The sequence below is a fragment of the Actinomadura fulvescens genome (genome assembly GCF_039533225.1).
Classification (GTDB): Bacteria; Actinomycetota; Actinomycetes; order Streptosporangiales; family Streptosporangiaceae; genus Spirillospora; species Spirillospora fulvescens.
Window position 1 is genome coordinate 868,610 of sequence record NZ_BAAATD010000001.1, and the last position, 22,343, is coordinate 890,952.

Sequence of the window (22,343 nt, forward strand, 5' to 3'; positions counted from 1 at the left end):
GCAGCTCAACTTCAACCGACGACATGACCCGAACGGGGATATCCGTGAAAAGGATCACCGCATGGCGACGGCGCCCCTGGGCGGGCTACGCCGTCGTGCTGGCGGCCCTGGCGGCGATCGCCGGCATCTACGCCGGATTCTCGCCGCAGACCGACCGCGCTGAGGCGGCGAACGCTACGCAGGCCGCCGCGGACCTCAAGAACGGGCAGCAGCTGTTCAACAAGAACTGCGCGAGCTGCCACGGTCTGAACGGCGAGGGCACCAAGGACGCCAAGGGCAACCCGGTCGCGCCCAGCCTGCTGGGCGTCGGCGCCGCATCGGTCGATTTCCAGGTCAGCACGGGCCGCATGCCCGCGATGAACCCTGGCGCCCAGATGCCGCGCAAGGAGCCGATCCCCGATTTCAACACCCAGATCAAGACCGACTACCACGACCCGGAGAAGCGGGCGCAGGCCGAGAAGCAGAAGGCCACCGCCCAGAAGAACCTCTCCGACCTCAACGAGTACGTCGCGTCGCTGGGTGGCGGCCCGCCCATTCCGACCAAGGAGCAGGTCGGCGACCCGCAGAAGGGCGACGCGGCCCTCGGCGGCAAGCTGTTCCGCACCAACTGCGCCCAGTGCCACAACTTCACCGGCCAGGGCGGCGCGCTCACCGGTGGCAAGTACGCTCCGCCGCTCAGCAAGAGCGACGTCACGCCGACCCAGATCTACGAGGCCATGCTGACGGGCCCGCAGGCGATGCCGGTCTTCAACGACACCACCCTCACCGAGAAGGACAAGCAGGCGATCATCGCCTACATCGTCCAGTCGCGTGAGGAGCCGAACCCGGGCGGCCACGGCCTGGGCCGCATCGGCCCGGTGTCGGAGGGGCTGGCCGGCTGGCTGATCGGAATGGGCCTGCTGGTGCTCTCCGCCATGTGGATCACCGCCAAGAAGCCGAAGAAGCTGAAGAAGTCATGAGCGAGAACAAGGGACCAGGCGGCACGCCTGAGCCGCAGGAGGAACGCGGCACGCACGACCGGGTGATCGGCACACCGTCACCGGCGGCGGACAAGCAGCTGCTGGCCGTCGACGAGGACCCCGCGCCCGCCGGCGCCGGAGCGCAGCTGGACGAGAAGGAGGCCAAGCGGGCCGAACGGATCGTCGCGCTGTTCTTCCTGCTCGCCTTCGCCGGCAGCGTGGCGTTCATCGCCTACTACATCGGCTGGAGCGGCCGCGACGGCGGCATGCACGGCATCTTCCGGGCACGGGAGTCCAACTTCTGGCTCGGCGGCACGATGGCGCTGTCGTTCCTGGCGCTGGCCGTCGGCGTGACGATCTGGGTGCGACGCCTGATGACCAGCGCGCCGATCGTCCAGGAGCGGCACGAGCTGGTGTCGGACCCCGAGGCCCGCGCCGCGTTCACCCGGGACTTCCTGGAGGGCGCCGAGGACAGCGGCATCACCAAGCGGCCGCTGCTGCGCCGCACGCTGCTGCTGGCCGCGGCGCCGCTGGGCCTGGCCCCGCTGGTGCTGCTGCGCGACCTCGGCCCGCTGCCGGAGAAGCGCCTGCGCCACACCTTCTGGGGTGAGGCGGTCAAGAAGGCGCAGGCCGAGGGCAAGAAGGGCGTCCGGCTGGTCGTCGACGGCACCAACAAGCCGCTGAAGGTGAGCGACTTCGCCACCCCCGGCGGCATGATCACGGTGCTGCCGGAGGGCGTCGAGGAGAGCCACCACGCGCTCAACGAGATCGCCAAGTCGGTGACCATCCTGATCAACGTGCCCGCCGACCAGTTCAAGCCGGCAAAGGGCCGGGAGAACTGGCACGTCAACGGCATCGTCGCGTACTCCAAGATCTGCACGCACGTCGGCTGCCCGGCGGCCCTGTACGAGCAGACCACGCACCACATCCTGTGCCCGTGCCACCAGTCGACCTTCGACGCGACCGACGCGGCCAAGGTCGTGTTCGGCCCGGCGGCCCGGGCGCTGCCGCAGCTGCCGCTCGCCGTGGAGAACGGCTATCTCGTGGCCACCGCCGACTTCCCCGAACCGATCGGGCCGAGCTTCTGGGAGCGCGGATGAGCGAGGCAACCGTTCCGACGGCGACCGCGCCGAAGGCAGTGGACGGCACGCTGACCTTCATTGACGAGCGCCTCGGTTCCACCACCTTCTTCAAGCGCAACGTGAAGAAGGTCTTTCCGGACCACTGGTCGTTCATGCTGGGCGAGATCGCGCTGTACTCGTTCATCATCCTGCTGCTGACCGGGACGTTCCTCACGCTCTGGTTCCAGCCGAGCATGCACGAGACGGTGTACGAGGGGTCGTACGAGCCGCTGCGCGGCGTGAAGATGTCCCAGGCGTACGCGTCGGCGCTGCACATCAGCTTCGATGTCCGCGGTGGCCTGCTCATGCGGCAGATCCACCACTGGGCCGCGATCCTGTTCATGGCGTCGATCATGGCGCACATGCTGCGGGTGTTCTTCACCGGTGCCTACCGCAAGCCGCGTGAGATCAACTGGCTCATCGGCATCGTGATGTTCACGCTGGGCATGCTGGAGGGGCTGTTCGGCTACTCGCTGCCGGACGACCTGCTGTCCGGCACGGGTCTGCGGATCACCCAGGGCGTGCTGGAGTCGATTCCGCTGGTCGGAACGTACGGCTACATGTTCCTGTTCGGGGGCGAGTTCCCCGAAGGCCTGAACGGCGAGCTGATCCCGCGGCTGTTCACGCTGCACATCCTGCTGATCCCGGGCATCTTCCTGGCGCTGATCACCGCGCACATGATGATCATGTGGCACCAGAAGCACACCGCGATGCCGACCAAGAACCAGAGCAACGAGCAGGTCTACGGCTACCCGTTCTACCCGGTCTTCATGGCCAAGACGGGTGCCTACTTCCTGTTCACCTTCGGGGTGCTGGCGCTGCTCGGCGCGTTCGCCCAGATCAACCCGATCTGGCAGTTCGGGCCATACGACCCGGGTGCCATCTCGTCGGGCTCGCAGCCCGACTTCTACATGGGCATCCTCGAAGGCTCGCTGCGCATCATGCCCAACTGGGAGACCACCGCCTTCGGTCACACGGTCAGCTGGAACGTGCTGATCCCGGCGCTCGGCCCGCTCGGCATCATCTTCACCGGCGCGGCGCTCTGGCCGTTCCTCGAACGCTGGGTGACCGGCGACAACCGCAGCCACCACGTGAACGACCGGCCGCGCAACGCCCCGGTCCGCACCGGCGTGGGCATGGCGGCGGTGGCCTTCTACGGGCTGCTGTGGCTCGCCGGCGCGAACGACGTGATCGCCGAGAAGTTCCACGTCTCGCTGTTCGCGACGACCTGGTTCTTCCGGTTCGCGGTCTTCATCGGCCCGGTCCTGGCGTACATCATCACCAAGCGCATCTGCCTGGGGTTGCAGCGCAAGGACGCCGACACGATCGGCCACGGCGTGGAGAGCGGCATCATCGTCGCATCGCCGGACGGCATGTTCAGCGAGCGGCACGAGCCGGCGCGCGAGGAGGACCGGATCAAGATCCTCTCCAAGGAGAACGCGCGGCCCGGTGCGCCCGAGACCGACGCCAACGGCATTCCCGCCCCGGGCACCAAGGGCCCGCTGGGACTGCTCCGGGCACGGCTGCAGCGCGCCTGGACCATGGACGACGTCCCCGTCGAGGAACACGGCCACGGTCACAACGGCCACGAAGTCGAAGAAGGCAAGACCAAGAAGGAACTGAGCCACTGAGTTTATTGGCTTTCGCGGCCTCGGGGTTCTCGCCTGGCGGCTCGAACCCCGAACCGCAAAAGCGGCGAGCGCGACATCGCTTCGCGATCTTCGCGGGGAGCTTCGCCTTCGGCTCGCTCCCCGCTCAGCGCCGCGCGCTCGCGGTGCGGATGCGGGCTTGTGTGTGAGTTTGAATGCGGTGCCGGTGCCGGTGCCGGTGCCGGTGCGGGCGCAGAGTCGGATGCGACCCGGCCCCGGCCCCGGCCCCGGCCCGGTCCGGCCTGGCCTGGCTCAGGGCAGTGCGGCTCGGCTCGGCTCGCGGTGTGGATGTGGGTTGCAGAACGGGGCATGGGATCCTGGGGGTGAGATGACCAGGACTCTTGTCGTTACCAACGACTTTCCGCCGAGGCCGGGCGGCATCCAGACGTTCGTCCAGGGGCTGGTGGCGCGGCGTCCGGTGGGTTCGGTCGTGGTGTACGCGCCGGCCTGGGACGGAGCGGCCCGGTTCGACGCTGAGCAGCCGTATCCGGTCGTTCGCCATCCGACATCGCTGATGTTGCCCGAGCCGCGCGTGCTGCGCCGGGCCGGGGAGATCATCCGTTCTGAGGGCTGTGACTCGGTGCTCTTCGGGGCGGCGGCGCCGCTCGGGTTGCTGGCGCGAGGGCTTCGGCGGTACGGGGCGGAGCGGCTGGTCGGCATCACGCACGGGCACGAGGCCGGGTGGGCGTCGCTGCCGGTGGCGCGGCGTCTGCTGCGCCGGATCGGCGAGGACGTCGACGTGCTGACGTACCTGGGGGAGTACACCCGGTCGCGGATGGCACGGGCACTGTCACCGGCGGCACGGTTGGCGCGGCTGGCGCCCGGCGTCGACGAGACCGTGTACTTCCGGGGTGCGGGTGGTGCCGAGGTACGTGCGCGGCACCGGCTGACGGGCCGTCCGGTGGTCGTGTGCGTGTCGCGGCTCGTTCCACGCAAGGGGCAGGACGCGCTGCTGCACGCTTGGCCGCACGTCCGGAAGGCGGTGCCGGACGCCGCACTGCTGCTGGTCGGAGGCGGCCCCTACCGCGCGGAGCTGGAGAGGCTGGCGGCGACCACGGGAGCCGGGGACTCGGTGGTCTTCACAGGGAGCGTGCCCTGGGAGGAACTGCCCGCCCACTACGACGCGGGTGACGTGTTCGCGATGCCCTGCCGGACGCGCAACCACGGGCTCGACGTCGAAGGCCTGGGGATCGTCTACCTGGAGGCGTCCGCCAGCGGTCTGCCCGTCGTGGCGGGAGACTCCGGCGGGGCGCCCGACGCGGTGCTGGACGGCGAGACGGGCGTGGTCGTCTCCGGCCGTTCGGTGCGCGCCGTCGCGGAGGCCCTGATCGACCTTCTCCTGGACCCGGAGCGGGCCCGCAAGATGGGCGAGCAGGGCCGCGCCTGGATCGAACGCGAGTGGCGCTGGAAGATCCAGGCCGCCCGCCTCGACGCCCTGCTCGCCTACTGAGCTCTGGAACGCAGCGCCAGCGCGGCCAGCCGCAGTGGAGCGGCACCCTTGGCCGTCTGGCGCATCTGCTTGCCCCAGTGGTGGGAGTAGCGGTACCGCCAGCGCGCGCCTTTGGCGAAGTAACGCACGTTGGAGTGCGTCACGCGCTGCCCGCGCAGGTAGACGACCTTGTGCCGGGCCTTGGTGCCGAGAGCCGACCGCGGGCCCACCCGGGTGTCGTCGTGCGCGCCGACGAGCGTCCAGTCCGTTGCGCCGCGGCCCTGGGGGTTCTGGTGGGACGCGAGCCACCGCAGGAACGGGCTCCCGGCTCGCAGGTCGTGGCATTGGATCCGTATCTGTACGCAGGCCACGCCCTGGAACGGCGTGCTGAGCGCGACCACGTCGGTGACCCGCAGGTACGGCGGCCAGGTCCGCGTTTTGCCGCCGTACTTCTGCACGCCTGCCAGGGCGGCGGCCGCGACCAGGCCGCCCATCGAGTGGCCGACGAGTCCGGCGGGCCGCCCGTGCCGGGAATGCCGGTTGTAGATCTCCCAGGCGAGCCTGCGGCCGAGCTCCATGATCCTGGTGTCGAGGTCGCCCGGGTAGGTGACCGAGCATCGCCGGTCGCCGCGGTAGTAGCCCCAGGTGATCAGCGGCCCGCGGAACCCCTGGCGCCGGAGGGCGGCCTTGGCGTTCTGCCACGACGCCTCGCAGTCGGTGCCGCCGTCCCACTGGACCCCGTGCAGCAGATACACCGGCCGATCGATCGGCGCCGGCCGGACGCCGCGCTCCGCAGCTTCCTGGGCGGGCTGTGCGGATGCTGCCGGGGGTCCGGCCTGCGCGGGGTGTGCCGGCGCGGCGGCTACGGCCAGAACGAGTCCGGGCACGAGGACATGCCTGAATCGACGACGCACGATGAGAGCTCCCCTGGCACGGTCTCTCGCCGTCCCCCGTCGGATCGGCGGTCCGAGCCAGGGAGATCATACGGAGGCCGGGACCGGCTTCGGCCGCGAATCGCCTGCCGGTGTCCGGATCGTCATCTTCCGGTCATGTCCCCGTCGCCTGGCCGGAGAGTGTCGAGCCGCCGCCGCCACGAGACCCGCAGCAGCGTCACGCGGACACGGTCGGCCGGACCCACCGGGATGGGCATCGAGAGCGGCTTGAGCCCGGTCAGCGCCGCCGCGCCGGAACGCAGGCCGGTGAGCGTCCCGCCGGAACGCAGGCCGAGGAGGTGCGGGCCGATGAGGCCGCCGGGACGGAGGGCCGCCAGGACCTGGGGGCCCACGGCCGTCACCAGGACGGGGGCGACCGTGACCAGTCCGATCACGGCTCCGACGCGGGCGATGCGGCCGAGGTCGGTCGTCCGGCGCTCGGAGGGGCGCGAGGTGCTCATGAGCCAACGATCTCGCGCCGCGGCGCCGGCGCCATGAGTACAGGTACTCAACCGTTCGTGGGGAGTTCGCGAGGTGAGCGCCCGCGCCGCCGCACCGCCGGCGCGGAGCCCACCTCCGCTCGGTTGGGGTCGTGCCCGAGTTCCCGGAGACCAGTTCCACGCGACGCCCCTGTCGAGGTGGGGTCGTGATCCGTGCGAACCGGCCCGGCGCCCTTATTAAGGGGGAGAACCTGGAGGTAGGCGCGCCGTGCAGGATTGCCGGTCCCGTGGGACCGCGGATGCGTGGACGGGAGTGCCGGGCACGACCCCGGCATGCGGCCGCGACGTCCCGGGGAGGGGTGGGCCGCCCCTGCTCGTCCGTTCCTCATCGGGGCCACCTCCTCCGTCGTGCCGTCGACCGGATGACTCTCCCGAAGCTAGGCGGCCGGAAGCCCGATGTCTGCACTGTTAGGGCGGGCTTAAGGCACCTCTGAGACGCCGCTAAGCATGACAACTCCACCAAAACGTGAGCATCAGGACGCTATCTCGTTGTCAGGAATCGCTGTAATGATCCCTGCAGCCGTCGAACGGGGAGACTCCGATGCGCTCACGTGGCCTTGTCGTGCTGGCAGGGGTGGTCGTCCTGGTGCTCGCCGTCGGGGTCGGCGCCGCGCTGGTGCTCCCGGGGCGGGGAGGCGGCGGGCCGGGGCCGGAGAAGGTCGCGGCCGACTACTTCGCGGCCTGGCGGGACGGCTCGTTCACGCGGATGGAGAAGCTGGTGGCGGGCGCGCCCGCGAACTTCGCCGACCAGCACCGGGCGCTGTCCCGCGGCCTCGCGGTGACCTCGATCGACCTGCGGCCCGGACGGCTGGTGCACCCCCGGCCGCGCCACGCGCAGCAGGACTTCACGGTGAGCCGGGAGCTGTCCGGCCGCGGGACCTGGTCGCTGCGTTCGGTGCTGCGGCTCGGCGAGGTCGACGGGCGATGGCGGGTGCTGTGGTCGCCCTCCACCTTGTATCCGGGGCTGAAGGGCATGGGCTCATGGCGGATGCGCGAGATCGACGTGCCCCTCCTCGCGCTGACCGACCGCGACGGCCGGGCGCTGCCCGAGGGAGGCCCGCTGGAGCCGTACGTCGGTGAGCTCACCGACCGGCTCGCCACCGACGGGGACGAGGCGGAGGCGGAGGACGACGCGTCACCCTGGGCCATCGAGCTGCAGGACGGCGGCGGTCCCGCGCAGCGGGTCAAGGTCTTCGGCGACCGGACGGGCCGGAAGATCCGGACGACCCTGGACCGGCGGGTGCAGGCGGCGGCCGAGAAGGCCGTCCAGGACGCGCCCGGCGAGGCCGCGATCGTGGCGATGCGGCCGTCCACCGGTGAGATCCTCGCCGTGGCCGACGGCCTGGGCGGGCGCGGCGCGTTCCTCGGCCTGTATCCGCCCGGCTCCACGTTCAAGCTGGTGACCGCGGCGGCGTTGCTGGGCGACGGCATGAGCGCGGGAAGCGGAGCCGACTGCCCCGCGACGGTGGTCACCGCGCAGCGCACCATCCGCAACCACGACGGCCGGTCGCTCGGCCGGGCCTCGCTGCGCGACGCGTTCGCCCAGTCCTGCAACACCACGTTCGCGCGCCTGGCCGTCGAACGGGTGAAGGCGGCCAAGCTGGCGGCGAGTGCGCGGGCCTTCGGTTTCGAGGGGCCCGTCACGCCCGGCGTGCCCGCGTCCCGCGGACGCTTCCCCGAGCCGGAGAGCGGCGCCGAGCTGGCCGAGGCCGCCATCGGGCAGGGGCGGGTCCAGGCGAGCCCGCTGACGATGGCGATGGTCGCCGGGGCGGTCGCGGACGGTACGTGGCGTTCGCCCAGGATGGTGGCGACCCGGCTCGTCCGCGCCACCGGCGATCCGGTCCGCCCGTCGCACGCGGTGCCGGACGCGGCCGCGCTCCGGTCCATGATGCGCGCGGTCGTGACCGAGGGCACCGCCGCCGGTGCCGGTCTGCCGTCCGGTACGGGTGGCAAGACCGGCACCGCCGAGGTGGGGTCGGGGGAGCCGTCGCACGCGTGGTTCGTGGGTTACCGCGGGGACCTGGCGTTCTCGGTGCTGGTGCAGGGCGGCGGCTCCGGTCCCAAGGTCGCCGTGCCCGTGGCCGCCGCGTTCCTCGGCCAGGTGCGCTGACCCTCACGAGCTGCGGATGCCTAACGTCAGGAGCGGCGGGCGGCGACCGTCAGGACCGAGCCGGCCGCGAGCATGACGGTCAGGGCGAAGGCGAGCGGGGCGATGCCGTGATCCGCGAGAAGCCCGGCGATCTGCGGCCCGAGGCTCGCCCCGGCGAACAGCAGCGCGGTGAACAGCGAGATCGCCGGGCCGCGCGCCGCCCCGGCGCGGGAGCCGATGGTGTCGATCAGGCTGGGCGCGGCGACCGCGATCCCGGCGGTGACCAGCATGAGCAGCAGTGCGAGCACCGCGGTGCCGGGCGTCAGCAGGCCGATGAGGCCGGTGCCGGCGGCCGCCGCCGCCAGAGCGAGGGCGGCGCGGCGCGGTCCGGGGACCCGGGCCAGCCGCGGCGTGAGGAACGGGATCGCGAGGATGACGGGGAGGGCGCTGGCGCGCAGGCCCAGCAGGCCGGTGGTGCCGGTGAGCTGCAGCCCGGTGTAGATCGCGACGAACGCGGTGAGCACCGTGGGCACCGCCGCGTACAGCAGGCGCAGGTCGGGTGAGCGCAGCAGCGACGGCATGACGCGGTACGCGTCGAGCGGCGAGGCGCCGGAGGCGGGCGCGTCGGGCAGCATCGCCCAGCGCAGCGCGACCGCCGCGACCGCGAACGCGGCGGCACCGGCGACGAAGAACACCCGCCATCCGAACGTGGCCAGCCACTGGGCGGCGAGCTGGCCGACGACGGCGGCGGCAAGGAAGCCGGTCGTCATCGTGGTCACCGTGACCAGCCGGCGCCGGGGTTCGATCCGTTCGCCGACGTAGGCCATCGCGACCGGCGGGAACGCCCCCATGGTCATGCCCTGCACGATCCGGAGCGCCACGCCGAGGCCGAGGCCGGGCGCGGCGGCGACCGCCAGCGTGGCGACCGCGGTGGCGGCGACGCCGGTGACGATCACCCGGCGGCGGCCGTAGCGGTCCGACAGCGGGCCGAAGAGCAGGAAACCGGCCGCGTAGCCGAGCCCGTACACCGTCATCAGCCAGGTCACCGCGGTGGGAGACGTGTGCCAGTCGGCGGCGATCGTGTTCACCAGCGGGATCAGCCCGTAGAGCTGGGCGGTCGCCAGCAGCGCGGTGATCGAGAAGACCACGAGGGTGCGGGCGAACGGCGCGTACCCGGCGGCGGGCGTTGCGGGGACCGGCGGGGCGGCGGTGGTCGGGGCGGTGGTCATGCGGGAGAACGTAGCCAACCAACTGGTTGGATGTCAACCAACCAGTTGGTCGCGAGGGGTTATGCTGTGGACCATGCCGAAGAGGGACAGCCCGACGACCAAGGACGCCCTGCTCGCCGCCGCCCGCGAGGAGTTCGCCGAGCACGGCGTGGCCGGTGCCCGCGTCGACCGCATCGCGCAGCGGGCCGGCGTCAACAAGGAGCGCATCTACGGCTACTTCGGCAACAAGGAGAAGCTCTTCGACGCGGTGATCCAGGTCGCCCTGGACGAGTTCGCGGCGATCACGCCGCAGCCCGGCGACGACCCGGTCGAGTACGTCGGGCATCTCTTCGACTACTACCAGGAGCACCCGGAGCTGCTGCGGCTTCTCACCTGGGAGGGCCTGCACTCCCGGCCTGGCGCGCTGCCCGAGCAGCAGGGGCGCGCCGAGCGCTGCCGCAAGGCTCTGGGGTCGCTCGCCGCCCGCATGGACCGCGAACCCTCACCCGAGGTCGGCCGCACCCTGCTGACGCTGAAGGGCCTGGCCATGATGCCGATGGTCATGCCCCAGCTCGCCGAGCTGCTCGTCGGCGGCAGGATGGACGATCCCGCCTCCCTGGCGGCGATGCGCGACCATGTCATGGCGTTCGCGCGCGCGGCTCTGCGGGACACGGCCTCCGAGGACGCGAGCCGGGCACGGTGACCTGCCCGGCGACGGCGAACGGACCCCTGGACGCGGAGCTTCCGGCGGCTTTTTTGCCGCCATCTCTCATCAAAGTGGCCCCTGAGGCGTATGCTCCGGTGAAGTCGGGGCGGCCCAGCCGCCCACGGGCACTGGAGCGGAGCGGGCTCCAACGATAGTGTCCACGACGTCTCAGGGAGCACGTACGCCCGGGTCGAGCGGACCCGGAGCGCACCGCACGGGATCATGCCGTCGTTCGCCGTACCTCCGCCTCCTCCACAGGAGAGGGCATGGTGCGACGCGACAACTGGGATCGCCCCCTGCCATGGGAGCGTCCCGACCTGGAGTGGCAGCCGCCGCGAGGGCAGCGGTCGTCACGGGACCAGCGGTCCCGGCGGCGTAAGCAGGCCCGGCAACCACGGCAGCGGCTCGACCGGCGACCACAGCCGCCGCCCGCGCCCGCGCCGCCACGTCCCGATTTCGTGACCGACCGGCCGCAGGCGCCACCGCGACCGGCCCCTCAGCCCGTACCGCCGCGACCGGTCGTACCCCCGGAGCAGATCGCACCCTCGCAGCCATCCGTACCTCCGCCGCGAGGCGTACCCCCGCGGCCGGCCGTGCCCCCGCAGCGGGCGGTGCCTTCCGCGGGCGAGCAGGTGATGTCGCCGACCTGGCGGCGGGCGATGCCGGAAATGGACCGGCAGGCGGCCCCCCAGCCCGGACGGCGGGCGACGTCCCGCCGCCGTGCCGCCTCCGACCGGCGGCGCGGCACACCCCAGCGAGGCCGCCGCCCCGCACCCGAACCCGAACGGTGGGACGGACGGCAGGCGACGCCCGGGACCGGACGGCCCGTCGCGCCGCAGCCGGAGCGGGCGGCGGCACCGGCACCGGAGCCGGGGCGACGCCGCGAGTCCCGGCGCCAGGCCGCGCCCCGGCGGGTGGCAGCTGAGGCGGAGTTCTGGGCGACGACCCAGTCCGGACGGCGAGCCAGGTCCGAACGGAGGGCCAAGCCAGAGCGGCGGGCCAAGTCCGAGCGGCGGGCCAGGTCCGAGCGGCGGCCACGGCAGGCGGGTACCGCCGGACGGCGGCCGGGCCGCGAGCCGGTGGGACGGCCACGGCGGCCCGCGCCGGCACGCCGGTCGTTCGGGATGGACCGGCTGAACGCGGGGGCCGTCATCTTCTCGATCGTGACCGGCCTCGCTCTGCTGGCGATCGTCGAACGCAGCGTGCTCGAAGGCGGGCCGATCGGCGACTCCGGCCAGGCCGGGGCCGACCGCCCGCTCAACAAGCCCGGCGCGAGGGCCGCGCTTCCGGACCGGGGCCCGCAGAAGCCCGCGCCGTCCCGGCCGGACGGCGGCGCCACCGGCGGCGGTGGTGCCGCGGTGCCCGACCTCCAGGTGCTGACCTCGCAGGTCCGCGACCTCACGGTGGCCCAGCGCGGCGCGGCGGCGCGGCAGGAGTACGGGGTGGCCGCGGACCGGCCGCCGCTGGTGCTGGTCAGCCGCGTGAGCCGCGACCGGACCTGGGCGTTCGGCACCACGGCGGTGCCCGTCCCTGCCGGCGGGTCCGCGATTCCGCACGTCGCGTTGTTCGCCGCGCACTGGACGGCCGGCCGGTGGCAGCCCGCGCTGTCGGGCACCACCGCGTTCGCGGGGCTCGTCGGCCGGATGCCGCCCGCGCTGATGTCGCCCAGCGAGGCGAGCCTGCTCCGGCGGCACAGCGCGACCACCGCCGGGCAGGGCACGTCCACCACCAACGGCACCCGTGTCGGCGACGGCCTGATGTTGCCGTGGCGGGTCGGCGCGGCCTGGACGCTCGGCACCGGCGACACGGCGGGTGCCCGGCCGCTGTCGGCCCTGGCCTTCTGGGGCGGTGACGGACGGGTGGCGGCCGCCGCCGACGGGCGGCTGTACCGGTTCTGCGCGGAGGGGACCCGCGGGTTCGTGATGGTCATCCATCCGAGCGGTCTCGCCAGCGCCTACTACCGCATGCGCGACGTCGTGCAGCTCCGGGACGGAAGCGTGGTCAAGCAGGGCGATCCGCTCGGCCGTACCGGCGCCGAGCTGCCGTGCGGCGGCGCTCCGGCGCCCCGCGACGAGGTGCGGTTCGCGCTCCGCGGGGCGACCGAGGCCGTGCCGCTGGACGGGGCGCAGATCGGAGGGTGGATCTTCCGCGAACGGGCCCGTCCCCTTCTCGGATATGCCGAACGAGGTCTTCTCCAGGTGCTCCCCGGCGGACGGCTGGCCAACTTCGGGCCGGTGCCCCCGACGGAGCCGCCGGGCACGGACGAAGAGCCGTCGCCCGGCGCCCGGCCCGGCACTCCGCCGGCCGGTGGTACGCAGAAGAGGAGTTCGAAGAGTGCAGACGAAGAGCAGTGACGATCCGGCGCTGCCGAACTGGGCACTGCGCGTCGTGGTGATCGGTTCCATCGCGGTCCTGGTCGGTGCGGCGACCCCGCCCGGCGCCGCCGTGGCGGGAGACGTGCAGCGCTTCCTCTCGTACTACGCGGGAGTCTTCGCCCTGCTCGCGATGACCGTCTCGGTCGTCAGCGGGCTGCTGGCCACCGAGCGCCTCATCCTGGCCATCCGGCACCGCGTCCTGGCCCAGGGACTGCACCGCGCCGCCTCGCTGCTGGCGGTGACGTTCCTGGTCGCGCACGTCCTGGTGAAGGTGCTCGGCGGGCTCGCCGCGCCGGCCCAGATCGTCGTCCCCTCGACCGGGCCGGTCGGGCTCGGCGCCGTCGCCCTCGACCTGATGGTCGTGGTCGTGCTGACCGGCCTGATGCGCCGCCGATTCGCGTTCGGCTCCCGGCCGTGGGTGTGGCGCTCGATGCACGCGGTCGCCTACCTCAGCTGGCCGGTCGCCATCATGCACGGGCTGACGGCGGGACGGCAGGCGGCGAGCTGGGTGACGCTCAGCTACGTGCTCTGCGCGGGCGCCGTGGCGCTCGGGCTGGTCACCCGGATGATCGTGGTGGTCCGGCCGCGGGACGTGCGGCACGTCGGCGACAGCGCGGGCGCGCCTCTCGCGCAGGCGATCCGCGAGCGGAACCTGGGACGCGCGGACGCCACGCCCGCCGCGGCATCCTCCCCGGCATCCGCCGCTTCGTCTTCGCCTGCGCCGGGCCCCGCGCCCGGCGGCGGACGTGAGACCGAGGTGCTCGGATGACGTCGACCGTCACCGTCACCAATATCGGCGGCCCCCGCCTGACGCTGGGTTTCGACCGGTTCGAACGGCTCGACCTCGACCGGCATCTCGCGGTGCACGGCAAGCTCTACGCGCCCGTGCTCGACGACCTGGTCAAGCTGGCCGAGCAGGTGGACCTGCGCGGCCGCGGCGGCGCGGGCTTCCCGTTCGCGCGCAAGCTGATGGCCGTCGCCGCGCAGATCACCTCCCCGGACGGCGCGCGGTCCGAGCTCCTGCCGGGAGAGGCCGCGGACCGGCGGCGGCCGCACGAGGACGCGGTCGTGGTGGTGAACGGGGCGGAGGGCGAACCCGGCAGCGCCAAGGACAAGGTGCTGCTCCGCCGTGCCCCGCACCTGGTGCTGGACGGCGCGGTCATCGCCGCCAACGCGCTCGGCACGCAGCGGGTGATCGTGGCGGTCGAGAACGACGAGGCGGCCCGGTCGGTCCGCTCCGCCATCGCCGAACGGCACATGCCCGCCCGCGTGGTGCGGCTGGCCGAACGTTTCATCTCCGGCGAGAGCGGCGCGGTGATCCGGGCCATCAACGGGGAGATCCCGATCCCACCGGGCGTGAAGGTCCGGGCGTCGGAGTCGGGCGTGGACGGCTGCCCGACGCTGCTGTCCAACACCGAGACGTTCGCCCAGCTCGCCGTGCTGACCTCGCTCGGCCCCGACCTGTACGCGTCGGCCGGCACCGAGGACGAGCCCGGCACCACGCTGCTGACCGTGGGCGGTACCAGGGTCGTCGAGGCGCCGCTCGGCACGTCGCTGCGGGCGGTGCTCGACCACTGCGACGTCCCGCCGGCCCAGGGCGTCCTGGTCGGCGGCTACCACGGCATATGGCTCGACCCGCGCGCCGTCTCCGTCGCGGTGCTGTCGCGGTCGGGGATGAGGGCGGTCGGCGGCACGGTCGGCGCGGGCATCATCCTGCCGCTCGGCCAGGGCTCCTGCCCGCTCGGCGAGGTCACCCGGATCGCCTCGTACCTCGCGGCCCAGTCCGCCGGGCAGTGCGGCCCCTGCCGCCTCGGCCTTCCCGACGTGGTCCGCGCGCTGACCGCGCTGGCCGACGGTTCGGGCAGCGTCGACGACGTGCGCCGCGCGGCCGGCATCGGCCGTGGCCGCGGCGCCTGCGGCCATCCGGACGGGACGGCGATGTTCGTGTTGTCGGCCGTGGACGCCTTCGGCGCCGACATCGAGCTGCACCGGTACGGGGGCTCGTGCGGGATGCCGGTGTTCGGCGTGCTGCCGCTGCCGGTCCCGACCGGCGCCGAGGGCCGGGTGGCGATCGACTGGAGCCGGTGCGACGGCCACGGCCTGTGCGCCTACCTCGTGCCCGAACTGATCCAGCTGGACCGGTACGGGTTCCCGGTCGTCCTCGGCACCGATGTCCCGCCCTGGATGGAACGCGACGTCCAGCGGGCCGTGGCCATGTGCCCCGCCCTGGCCCTGCGCGTCACGAGCAGCATGCCGGGGGCCGCGGAACGCCGTTCCTGACCACATCTCGAAATGGGCGGCGGGGCTTCTTCGGCATGCCTGAAAATGGCTTGAAAAATGTCGAGAAAAAGTCTCGTTCGGCTGAACCCCACGCTATCTGGATGCGTATCCCATGACGACCCCCTGTTGGGTCGATCGGTGCATTCCCGGAAAGGAGCATGGTCGCCTTGAGGAAGTCGTACGGCATCGCGGAAATGCGTACCATGCGGCGGCTGGGACGCGGTCAGCTCCTCCTGGTGGCCGCCGCGGCCGCCGCCGTCCTGGCGGCGCTCGTCGTCGTCCTCAGCCCGCCCCGCGTGCCCGCGGACGGCGAGACCCGAGGTGGTGTGACCGAGACGCGCTGGGGCCGGCTCTCGGAGGGAGACCGCGCGTTGCTGGCCGCCGTCCGGCGGGCCGGTCTCTGGGAGATGCCCGCGGGGCAACAGGCCCAGCAGCGGGCCTCCAGCGCCAGGGTGAAGGAGGTGGGCGACATGATCATGGAGCAGCACGCGCAGCTCGACGAGGACGTGCGCGCCACCGCGGCCCGGCTCGGCGTGATCCTGCCCAGCGAGCCGAACGCCGACCAGAAGCGCTGGCTGGCCGAGCTGTCGGGCAAGTTCGGGGCGGACTACGACCAGACCTTCGTGCTCCGGCTGCGCGCCGCGCACGGAAAGGTCTTCGGCGTCATCGCCCAGGTGCGGGCGCAGACCGAGAACTCCGAGATCCGGGCGTTCTCCGAGCGTTCTCTCAAATACGTCAACACGCATATGACGTTGCTGGAGAGCACGGGTCTGGCCACCAGGGAGGCTCTTTCCTCCTGACGGGATCGACACCCAGCTTCCAAGGAGAGCGAAATGGGCAGAAAGAAAGGCATCGCGGTCGTCATCCCGGCGCTGTTGCTGGTCGCCTCGGCGACGGAGGCGCCGGCGGGTGCGATGGCGCAAGCGCGGCTGGGCGCCGTGGTCGCGGCGGATCCCACCGATCCACCCGATCAGGGCGGTCAGAACGGCGGCCAGAACGACCCGGGCGACGGCCAGAACAACGGCGGCCAGGACGGCCAAGGCGGCCAGGCCGATCCCACCGCTCCGGGCAACGGCGGCCAGAACGGAGACGGCCAGAACGGCGATCAGAACGGTGGCCAAGGCGGTGACGGCCAGAACGGCGACCAGAACGGCGGCCAAGGCGGTGACGGCCAGGGCGGCGATCAGAACGGAGACGGCCAGAACGGCGACCAGAACAACGGCAACGACCAGAACAACGGCGACCAGAACAACGGAGACCAGGGCAACGGAGACCAGGGCAACGGCAACCAGGGAAACGGCAACCAGCAGGCGGTGAAGGAAGGGCCGGTCGCGTCCGACTTCGTCAACATCAGGCAGGCGCCGCCCAAGGCCCGCGTCCGCCCGGGCCGCAACGCCTCCCGCGGCTCGTTCACCTCGCGCTGCGGCCGGAACGAGAACCAGCACCACAACCCCGACAACTTCATCGTGGCGCCCGGGGTCCAGAACGGCGCGCACCACATCCACGACTACGTGGGCAACCTGTCCACCGACGGCTTCTCGACCGACGAGAGCCTCGCCGCGGCCGGCACCACGTGCGCGCGCGGCGACAGGTCCACGTACTTCTGGCCCGTGATGCGCGTACGCAACCAGCAGGACAATTCCGACCAGGCACAGCAGAGCACCGCCGACGGCAACGTCGGCCGCATCGTCACGCCCGCCTCGGCGAGCATGACCTTCGTCGGCAACCCGCGGACGCGGGTCACGGCGATGCCGCGGTTCCTGCGGATCATCACCGGTGACGCCAAGTCCGCGACGAACGGCACGGCCAACGCCCGCGCCCAGTGGACGTGCACCGGCTTCCAGAACCGCGTGCTCACCGACAAGTATCCGCTCTGCCCGGGCGGGAGCCGGGTGACCCGCGTGCTGGAGTTCCCCAGCTGCTGGGACGGGCGCAACACCGACAGCGCCAACCACCGGACGCACGTGCTCTTCGCCGACCAGCAGGGCAACTGCCCGCAGGGCACCCGGGCGGTCCCGCAGCTGCGGATGACGCTCACCTACAACCTGCCCAACCGGCCGGTCGCGTTCGCCGTCGACTCGTTCCCCGAACAGGGGCACGCGCCGGTCACCGACCACGCCGACTTCGAGAACGTCATGCCCGACCGGCTGATGAGGCAGGCCGTCACCTGCATCAACAGCGGCCGTAACTGCTGATCCCGCATCGACGACGGCCGCCCGCCCCCGCCGCCTCACCCGAGGCCGCGGGGGCGGGCCTTCGTATGATCGATCCATGAGGATTGTGATCGCGGGAGGGCACGGTCAGATCGCGCTGCGGCTGGCCCGGCTCTTGACCGCACGGGGGGACGACGTCGTGAGCCTGATCCGGAATCCGGACCACGCGGGCGACGTGCGGGCGACGGGCGCGGAGCCGGTCGTGTGCGACCTGGAGAGCGCGACCGCCGACGAGGTGGCCGGCCGGCTGACCGGCGCGGACGCCGCCGTCTTCGCGGCGGGCGCCGGGCCGGGCAGCGGCACCGCGCGCAAGGACACCGTGGACCGGGGGGCCTCGGTGCTGCTGGCCGACGCGGCGGAACGGGCGGGCGTGCGCACGTTCGTCCAGATCTCGGCGATGGGGGCGGGGGAGCCGCCACGCGAGGGGTCCGACGACGTCTGGGCCGCCTACATCAAGGCCAAGGGGGAGGCCGAGGACGACCTGCGGGCGCGCGACCTCGACTGGATCGTGCTGCGTCCCGGCCTGCTCACCGACGACGAGGGCACCGGCAGGGTGACGCTCGCCGAGCCGGTCGTGGGCCGCGGCGCCGTGACGCGCGAGGACGTGGCCGCGGTGATCGTGGCGCTGCTGCACGCGTCCGGAGTGGAACGCCGCACGCTGGAACTGGTGAACGGTGAGACGCCGATCGAGGCCGCGGTCGCCTCCCTCTGAGACCGTCAGCAGGCCGTCAGGAGGAGTACATCGCGTCGATCTCGGCGGCGAAGTCCCTCATGACCACGTTGCGCTTCACCTTGAGGCTCGGGGTCATGTGACCCGCCTCCTCGGTGAAGTCCACGCCGAGGATCTCGTACTTCTTGATCGCCTCGGCGTGCGAGACCGACGTGTTGGCCTCGGCGACGGCGGCGTCGATCTCGGCGATGATCTCCGGGTCGCGGCGCAGGTCCTCGACGGTCATGGCGGCGGGCTTGCCGTGCTGGTCCTTCCAGGGGGCCAGCGCCTCCTCGTCCAGCGTGATCAGGGCGCCGATGAACTTGCGCCCGTCGCCGACGACCAGGCACTGGCTGATCAGCGGGTGCGCGCGCAGCCGGTCCTCCAGCGGCGCGGGCGCCACGTTCTTGCCCGCCGCGGTGACGAGGATCTCCTTCTTGCGGCCGGTGATGCTGAGGTAGCCCTCGGAGTCCAGGGACCCGAGGTCGCCGGTGTGGAACCAGCCGTCCTCCAGGGCCTCCTTGGACGCGGTCTCGTTGTTCCAGTAGCCGGTCAGGATGTTGACGCCCTGGATCAGGACCTCGCCGTCCTCGGCGATGCGGATCGTCACGCCGGGGATCGGCCGCCCGACGGTGCCGATCTTGATGGCGGTGGGCCGGTTGACGGTCGCGGGGGCGGTGGTCTCGGTGAGCCCGTAGCCCTCCAGGATCGTGATGCCGACGCCCCGGAAGAAGTGGCCGAGCCGCTCGCCGAGCGCCGCACCGCCCGACACCGCGTACTGCACCTTGCCACCGACCGCGGCGCGCAGCTTGCCGTACACCAGCACGTCGAAGACCTTGTGCTTGAGCTTGAGGCCGAGTCCGGGGCCGCCGCCGTCCTGCATGGCCCGGCTGTAAGCGATCGCGGTGTCCGCGGCGGCGGCGAAGATCTTGCCCTTGCCGTCGGCCGCGGCCTTCTGCTCGGCGCCGTTGTAGACCTTCTCGAAGACCCTCGGCACCGCGAGCAGGAAGGTCGGCTGGAACGAGGCGAGGTCGGGCAGCAGGCCGGCGATGTCGCTGTGCCCCAGCACGATCCCGCCCTCGATACAGGCGACCTGGATCAGCCGGGCGAACACGTGCGCCAGCGGCAGGAACAGCAGCGTCGAGCTGCCGTCGACCGCGACCTCGGAGATCGCGCCCTGGACGGCGTTGCGGGCGGTCAGGACGAAGTTGGCGTGCGTGAGCTCGCAGCCCTTCGGGCGGCCGGTGGTGCCGGAGGTGTAGACGAGGGTGGCCAGGTCCTCGCCGGTGCGGCTGCGGCGCCGTTCCTCGGCCGTCTCGTCGGTGACGTCCTTGCCCCCGGCCACCACGGCGTCGAGGTCGCCCGCGTCGATGCCCCAGACGTGCGCGAGGCCCGGGAGCTCGTCCCGGACCTCGGCGATCGTGGCCAGGTGCGCGCCGGTCTCGGCGAACACGGCCTTGGCGCCGGAGTCCCCGATGATCCACCGCACCTGCTCGGCGGAGGACGTCTCGTAGATCGGCACGGCCACGGCGCCGGCGGCCCATACGGCGTAGTCGAGAACGGTCCACTCGTACCGCGTCTTGGACATGATCGCGACCCGGTCACCGGGCTCGACGCCCGCGGCGACGAGCCCCTTGGCGATGCCCCTGACCTCGGCGGCGAACTCGCCCGCGGTGACGGCCCGCCAGGCGCTGCCGTTCTTGCGGCGGAGCACGATCTGGCCGGGCTGCCGGGCGGCTCGGTCGAAGGGCGCGTCGGTCAGATTGGTGGAGCCGGGCACCTCCACCATGGCGGGGACGCTGAACTCGCGCACGGCCTACTCCTTGCTTGAACGCTGCAAACGGCGGGCAAGACGGTACAGGGTTTCCTTAACGCAGAGGATACCCATGGGTAGGAAAGCATCCGTTCGCCGCAAGGCGGGGTTTGCATTCCTGTTAACGGTGAGGCAAAGTCCGGCACCGGCCACCCGGACGCGGCCGCCCCGTAGCCTACGCTTGAGCAGGAACGACGCGGGGAGTCGGACGGATCTGAGCCGGGGAGGGCCATGTCGCTGCTCGAGGTGATCGCGCTGGACGCCGCCGACGCGCGCGCGGCGCAGGAGGGCGGCGCGGACCGGATCGAGGTCGTCGCCGACATGGCCGCAGACGGGCTCACGCCCGATCCGGACGTCGTGGCGAAGATGAGAGATGTCACATCGCTGCCGCTGCGGGTGATGCTGCGCGCCAACGCCGGTTTCCGCACCTCCTCCCATGAGCTCGACCGGCTCCACGCCGCCGCCGAGACCCTCAGGCGGGCCGGGGCGGACGGCTTCGTGCTGGGCTTCCTCGACTCGTTCGGCCAGATCGACGTCAGCGCGACCGGCAAGCTCGCGGGCGCCGTCGCGCCGCTGCCCTGGACGTTCCACCGCGCGCTCGACCACGCTCTGGACCCGGCGCCCGCCTGGAAGACGGTCAAGGAGCTGGGCGGCACGCTCGACACCGTGCTCACCGCGGGCTCGGCCCGGGGCGTCGACGCCGGGCTGGACCTGCTGGTCCGCCGCGCCGCCGAGGGCCCGGCGGCCGCCGGGATGATCATGGCCGGGGGCGGGCTGCGCCGCAAGCACGTGGCGGCGCTGGGCGCGGCCGGCGTCGCCAAGTTCCACGTCGGCACGGCCGTGCGCCCCGACGGAGCGTGGGAGGCCCCGGTCGACGCGGATCTCGTTCGCGAGTGGCGTGCCCTGGTCTCCGCCGCCACCGGCGACTAGGGCTTATGAAGCTCGCCCCAGCGGATCCGGCAGGACTCGCGTCGCTGACAACCCGCAAGGGCGGGGGTCATTAATTCGGGCCCGTCCTATTAGAGTCGGTTCATGCGGATCCATGTGGTGAGCGACGTCCACGGCCGCGCGGAGGCCCTCAAACGCGCGGGCGACGGCGCCGACGCGTTCATCTGCCTGGGCGACCTGATCCTGTTCATCGACTACTCCGACCATGGGCAGGGCATCTTCGCCGACCTGTTCGGGCAGGAGAACGCCGATCGTTTCATCGAGCTGCGGACCCAGAAGCGCTTCGACGAGGCCCGGGACTTCTCCCGGCGCATGTGGGAGTCGCTCGACGGGGACGCCTGGCCGCACATCGAACGCGCCGTGCACAGGCAGTACGAAGAGCTCTTCGAGGCGATGCCCGTCCCGGCCTACCTCACCTACGGCAACGTCGACGTACCGCGCATGTGGCCGGAGCACGTCAAGGACGGCCACACGGTCCTGGACGGCGAGGTCATCGAGCTGGGCGGGTTGCGCTTCGGGTTCGTCGGCGGCGGGCTGCGGACCGAGTACCGCACGCCGTACGAGCTGGACGACGACGTCTACGCCGCCAAGGTCGCCGCGGTGGGCGAGGTCGACGTGCTGTGCTGCCACATCCCGCCCGCCGTGCCCGAACTGCTGTACGACACGGTCGCGCGGCGGTTCGAGCGCGGCAGCGAGGCCGTCCTGGAGGCCATCCACACGACACAGCCGAAATACGTGCTCTTCGGGCACGTGCACCAGCCGCTCGCCCGGCGCATGCGCATCGGACGCACCGAATGCGTGAATGTGGGTCATTTCCGGGCCAGCGGGGTGCCGTACGTCTTGTCGGTGTGAAAAATACTTTCTGAAAACGACGGGCCTGTTCGCGGGCGCGCGCATGCGGAGCCGGAGGAAGGGAACGCAGATGGCGGACCGGACGAGTTCTTCGACCACGATCAAGGCGGGCAAGGCCGAGATCATGGCGGTGATCGCCGACCTGGAGTCCTATCCGGACTGGGCGAGCGGCATCCGCGAGTTCACCGTCCAGGAGACCGGCGCGGACGGCCGGGCGGCGCGGGCCAGGCTGACCTTCGACGGCGGCCCGTTCAGCGACACGGTCGGCCTCTCCTACCACTGGGAGGGTGACGACTCGGTCCGGTGGGAACTGGTGGAGAAGGGAAACGTCGTGACCGGCCTGCACGGCACGTACTCCCTGGTCGAGGGAGACGCGGAGACCGAGGTGACCTACGAGCTGGCGGTGGACGTGCGGGTCCCGACGATCGGCATGGTCAAGCGCAAGGCCGAGAAGCGCATCATCGACTCGGCGCTCAAGGGCCTGAAGCGACACGTCGAGCGCTGAGCAATAACCTCGTTACCGGGCCCGGGGCGGTACGGTTTCTCGCCGACAACAGATG

General features: G+C 72.0%; 19 protein-coding genes. 15 read left to right on the top strand and 4 right to left on the bottom strand.

Translation table 11 applies throughout. The features are described 5' to 3' along the window. Positions 1–44: 44 nt before the first annotated feature. From qcrC to ABD333_RS04100, 4 genes are all read left to right on the top strand, one after another. The gene (gene qcrC / locus ABD333_RS04085; protein WP_344537773.1) at positions 45–959 is read left to right on the top strand and encodes a cytochrome bc1 complex diheme cytochrome c subunit; all 915 of its coding nucleotides are present in this window, start codon (positions 45–47) and stop codon (positions 957–959) included. After that, positions 956–2,059, top strand: a complete 1,104-nt coding sequence (gene qcrA, locus ABD333_RS04090) for a cytochrome bc1 complex Rieske iron-sulfur subunit (RefSeq protein ID WP_344537774.1) — start codon at positions 956–958, stop codon at positions 2,057–2,059. Before qcrC ends, qcrA begins: the two co-directional genes overlap by 4 nt. Next, a complete protein-coding gene (gene qcrB / locus ABD333_RS04095; RefSeq protein ID WP_344537776.1) occupies positions 2,056–3,711 on the top strand; it encodes a cytochrome bc1 complex cytochrome b subunit in 1,656 nt (551 codons plus the stop codon). Before qcrA ends, qcrB begins: the two co-directional genes overlap by 4 nt. Before the next feature lie 346 nt (positions 3,712–4,057). Next, positions 4,058–5,179 (top strand): glycosyltransferase family 4 protein, encoded by a 1,122-nt coding sequence (locus ABD333_RS04100; RefSeq protein WP_344537778.1) that lies wholly within the window; start codon positions 4,058–4,060, stop codon positions 5,177–5,179. Here the strand turns inward: ABD333_RS04100 and ABD333_RS04105 are convergent. After that, complete coding sequence (locus tag ABD333_RS04105) at positions 5,173–6,072, bottom strand: alpha/beta hydrolase (RefSeq protein WP_344537780.1); 900 nt, start codon at positions 6,070–6,072, stop codon at positions 5,173–5,175. The two genes, ABD333_RS04100 and ABD333_RS04105, sit on opposite strands and share 7 nt — an antisense overlap. 122 nt (positions 6,073–6,194) lie before the next feature. Beyond that, on the bottom strand, positions 6,195–6,551 hold the full coding sequence (locus tag ABD333_RS04110; RefSeq protein ID WP_344537781.1) for a hypothetical protein: 357 nt from the start codon (positions 6,549–6,551) through the stop codon (positions 6,195–6,197). A gap of 580 nt (positions 6,552–7,131) precedes the next feature. Between ABD333_RS04110 and ABD333_RS04115 the strand changes: the two genes are divergently transcribed. Further along, positions 7,132–8,700 (top strand): penicillin-binding transpeptidase domain-containing protein, encoded by a 1,569-nt coding sequence (locus tag ABD333_RS04115; RefSeq protein WP_344537783.1) that lies wholly within the window; start codon positions 7,132–7,134, stop codon positions 8,698–8,700. Positions 8,701–8,726: 26 nt separating this feature from the next. Here the strand turns inward: ABD333_RS04115 and ABD333_RS04120 are convergent, their stop codons facing one another. Continuing rightward, entirely contained in the window at positions 8,727–9,908 is a 1,182-nt protein-coding gene (locus ABD333_RS04120) for an MFS transporter (RefSeq protein ID WP_344537785.1), read from the bottom strand. Between the two features lie 73 nt (positions 9,909–9,981). On the opposite strand from ABD333_RS04120, the gene ABD333_RS04125 reads away from it, so the two are divergent. From ABD333_RS04125 to ABD333_RS04155, 7 genes are all read left to right on the top strand, one after another. After that, complete coding sequence (locus tag ABD333_RS04125; RefSeq protein WP_344537787.1) at positions 9,982–10,590, top strand: TetR/AcrR family transcriptional regulator; 609 nt, start codon at positions 9,982–9,984, stop codon at positions 10,588–10,590. Positions 10,591–10,859: 269 nt separating this feature from the next. After that, positions 10,860–12,947, top strand: a complete 2,088-nt coding sequence (locus tag ABD333_RS04130) for a hypothetical protein (protein ID WP_344537788.1) — start codon at positions 10,860–10,862, stop codon at positions 12,945–12,947. Next, a complete protein-coding gene (locus tag ABD333_RS04135) occupies positions 12,928–13,737 on the top strand; it encodes a ferric reductase-like transmembrane domain-containing protein (RefSeq protein WP_344537790.1) in 810 nt (269 codons plus the stop codon). The genes ABD333_RS04130 and ABD333_RS04135 overlap by 20 nt, the downstream gene beginning before the upstream one ends. Further along, the gene (locus ABD333_RS04140; protein WP_344537792.1) at positions 13,734–15,248 is read left to right on the top strand and encodes an NADH-quinone oxidoreductase subunit NuoF family protein; all 1,515 of its coding nucleotides are present in this window, start codon (positions 13,734–13,736) and stop codon (positions 15,246–15,248) included. The genes ABD333_RS04135 and ABD333_RS04140 overlap by 4 nt, the downstream gene beginning before the upstream one ends. 158 nt (positions 15,249–15,406) lie before the next feature. Continuing rightward, a complete protein-coding gene (locus ABD333_RS04145; RefSeq protein ID WP_344537794.1) occupies positions 15,407–16,048 on the top strand; it encodes a DUF4142 domain-containing protein in 642 nt (213 codons plus the stop codon). 33 nt (positions 16,049–16,081) lie between these two features. Beyond that, on the top strand, positions 16,082–17,443 hold the full coding sequence (locus ABD333_RS04150; RefSeq protein ID WP_344537796.1) for a DUF1996 domain-containing protein: 1,362 nt from the start codon (positions 16,082–16,084) through the stop codon (positions 17,441–17,443). Between the two features lie 76 nt (positions 17,444–17,519). Beyond that, positions 17,520–18,173 (top strand): NAD(P)H-binding protein, encoded by a 654-nt coding sequence (locus ABD333_RS04155; protein WP_344537797.1) that lies wholly within the window; start codon positions 17,520–17,522, stop codon positions 18,171–18,173. 16 nt (positions 18,174–18,189) lie between these two features. Here the strand turns inward: ABD333_RS04155 and ABD333_RS04160 are convergent, their stop codons facing one another. Continuing rightward, the gene (locus ABD333_RS04160) at positions 18,190–19,983 is read right to left on the bottom strand and encodes an AMP-dependent synthetase/ligase (protein WP_344537799.1); all 1,794 of its coding nucleotides are present in this window, start codon (positions 19,981–19,983) and stop codon (positions 18,190–18,192) included. Positions 19,984–20,214: 231 nt separating this feature from the next. Between ABD333_RS04160 and ABD333_RS04165 the strand changes: the two genes are divergently transcribed. From ABD333_RS04165 to ABD333_RS04175, 3 genes are all read left to right on the top strand, one after another. Next, a complete protein-coding gene (locus ABD333_RS04165) occupies positions 20,215–20,913 on the top strand; it encodes a copper homeostasis protein CutC (protein ID WP_344537801.1) in 699 nt (232 codons plus the stop codon). Positions 20,914–21,015: 102 nt separating this feature from the next. Next, a complete protein-coding gene (locus tag ABD333_RS04170) occupies positions 21,016–21,783 on the top strand; it encodes a metallophosphoesterase family protein (RefSeq protein WP_344537803.1) in 768 nt (255 codons plus the stop codon). A 70-nt stretch (positions 21,784–21,853) separates the two neighbouring features. Continuing rightward, positions 21,854–22,288, top strand: a complete 435-nt coding sequence (locus ABD333_RS04175) for an SRPBCC family protein (RefSeq protein ID WP_344537805.1) — start codon at positions 21,854–21,856, stop codon at positions 22,286–22,288. Positions 22,289–22,343 lie beyond the last annotated feature (55 nt).

What these genes read in the sequence shown, in the direction of transcription:
- qcrA (WP_344537774.1), top strand. Translation starts at nt 956, where the DNA reads ATGAGCGAGAACAAGGGACCAGGCGGCACGCCTGAGCCGCAGGAGGAA.
- qcrB (WP_344537776.1), top strand. Translation starts at nt 2,056, where the DNA reads ATGAGCGAGGCAACCGTTCCGACGGCGACCGCGCCGAAGGCAGTGGAC.
- ABD333_RS04100 (WP_344537778.1), top strand. Translation starts at nt 4,058, where the DNA reads ATGACCAGGACTCTTGTCGTTACCAACGACTTTCCGCCGAGGCCGGGC.
- ABD333_RS04110 (WP_344537781.1), bottom strand. Translation starts at nt 6,551, where the DNA reads ATGAGCACCTCGCGCCCCTCCGAGCGCCGGACGACCGACCTCGGCCGC.
- ABD333_RS04115 (WP_344537783.1), top strand. Translation starts at nt 7,132, where the DNA reads ATGCGCTCACGTGGCCTTGTCGTGCTGGCAGGGGTGGTCGTCCTGGTG.
- ABD333_RS04120 (WP_344537785.1), bottom strand. Translation starts at nt 9,908, where the DNA reads ATGACCACCGCCCCGACCACCGCCGCCCCGCCGGTCCCCGCAACGCCC.
- ABD333_RS04125 (WP_344537787.1), top strand. Translation starts at nt 9,982, where the DNA reads ATGCCGAAGAGGGACAGCCCGACGACCAAGGACGCCCTGCTCGCCGCC.
- ABD333_RS04130 (WP_344537788.1), top strand. Translation starts at nt 10,860, where the DNA reads ATGGTGCGACGCGACAACTGGGATCGCCCCCTGCCATGGGAGCGTCCC.
- ABD333_RS04140 (WP_344537792.1), top strand. Translation starts at nt 13,734, where the DNA reads ATGACGTCGACCGTCACCGTCACCAATATCGGCGGCCCCCGCCTGACG.
- ABD333_RS04145 (WP_344537794.1), top strand. Translation starts at nt 15,407, where the DNA reads ATGGTCGCCTTGAGGAAGTCGTACGGCATCGCGGAAATGCGTACCATG.
- ABD333_RS04150 (WP_344537796.1), top strand. Translation starts at nt 16,082, where the DNA reads ATGGGCAGAAAGAAAGGCATCGCGGTCGTCATCCCGGCGCTGTTGCTG.
- ABD333_RS04155 (WP_344537797.1), top strand. Translation starts at nt 17,520, where the DNA reads ATGAGGATTGTGATCGCGGGAGGGCACGGTCAGATCGCGCTGCGGCTG.
- ABD333_RS04165 (WP_344537801.1), top strand. Translation starts at nt 20,215, where the DNA reads ATGTCGCTGCTCGAGGTGATCGCGCTGGACGCCGCCGACGCGCGCGCG.
- ABD333_RS04170 (WP_344537803.1), top strand. Translation starts at nt 21,016, where the DNA reads ATGCGGATCCATGTGGTGAGCGACGTCCACGGCCGCGCGGAGGCCCTC.
- ABD333_RS04175 (WP_344537805.1), top strand. Translation starts at nt 21,854, where the DNA reads ATGGCGGACCGGACGAGTTCTTCGACCACGATCAAGGCGGGCAAGGCC.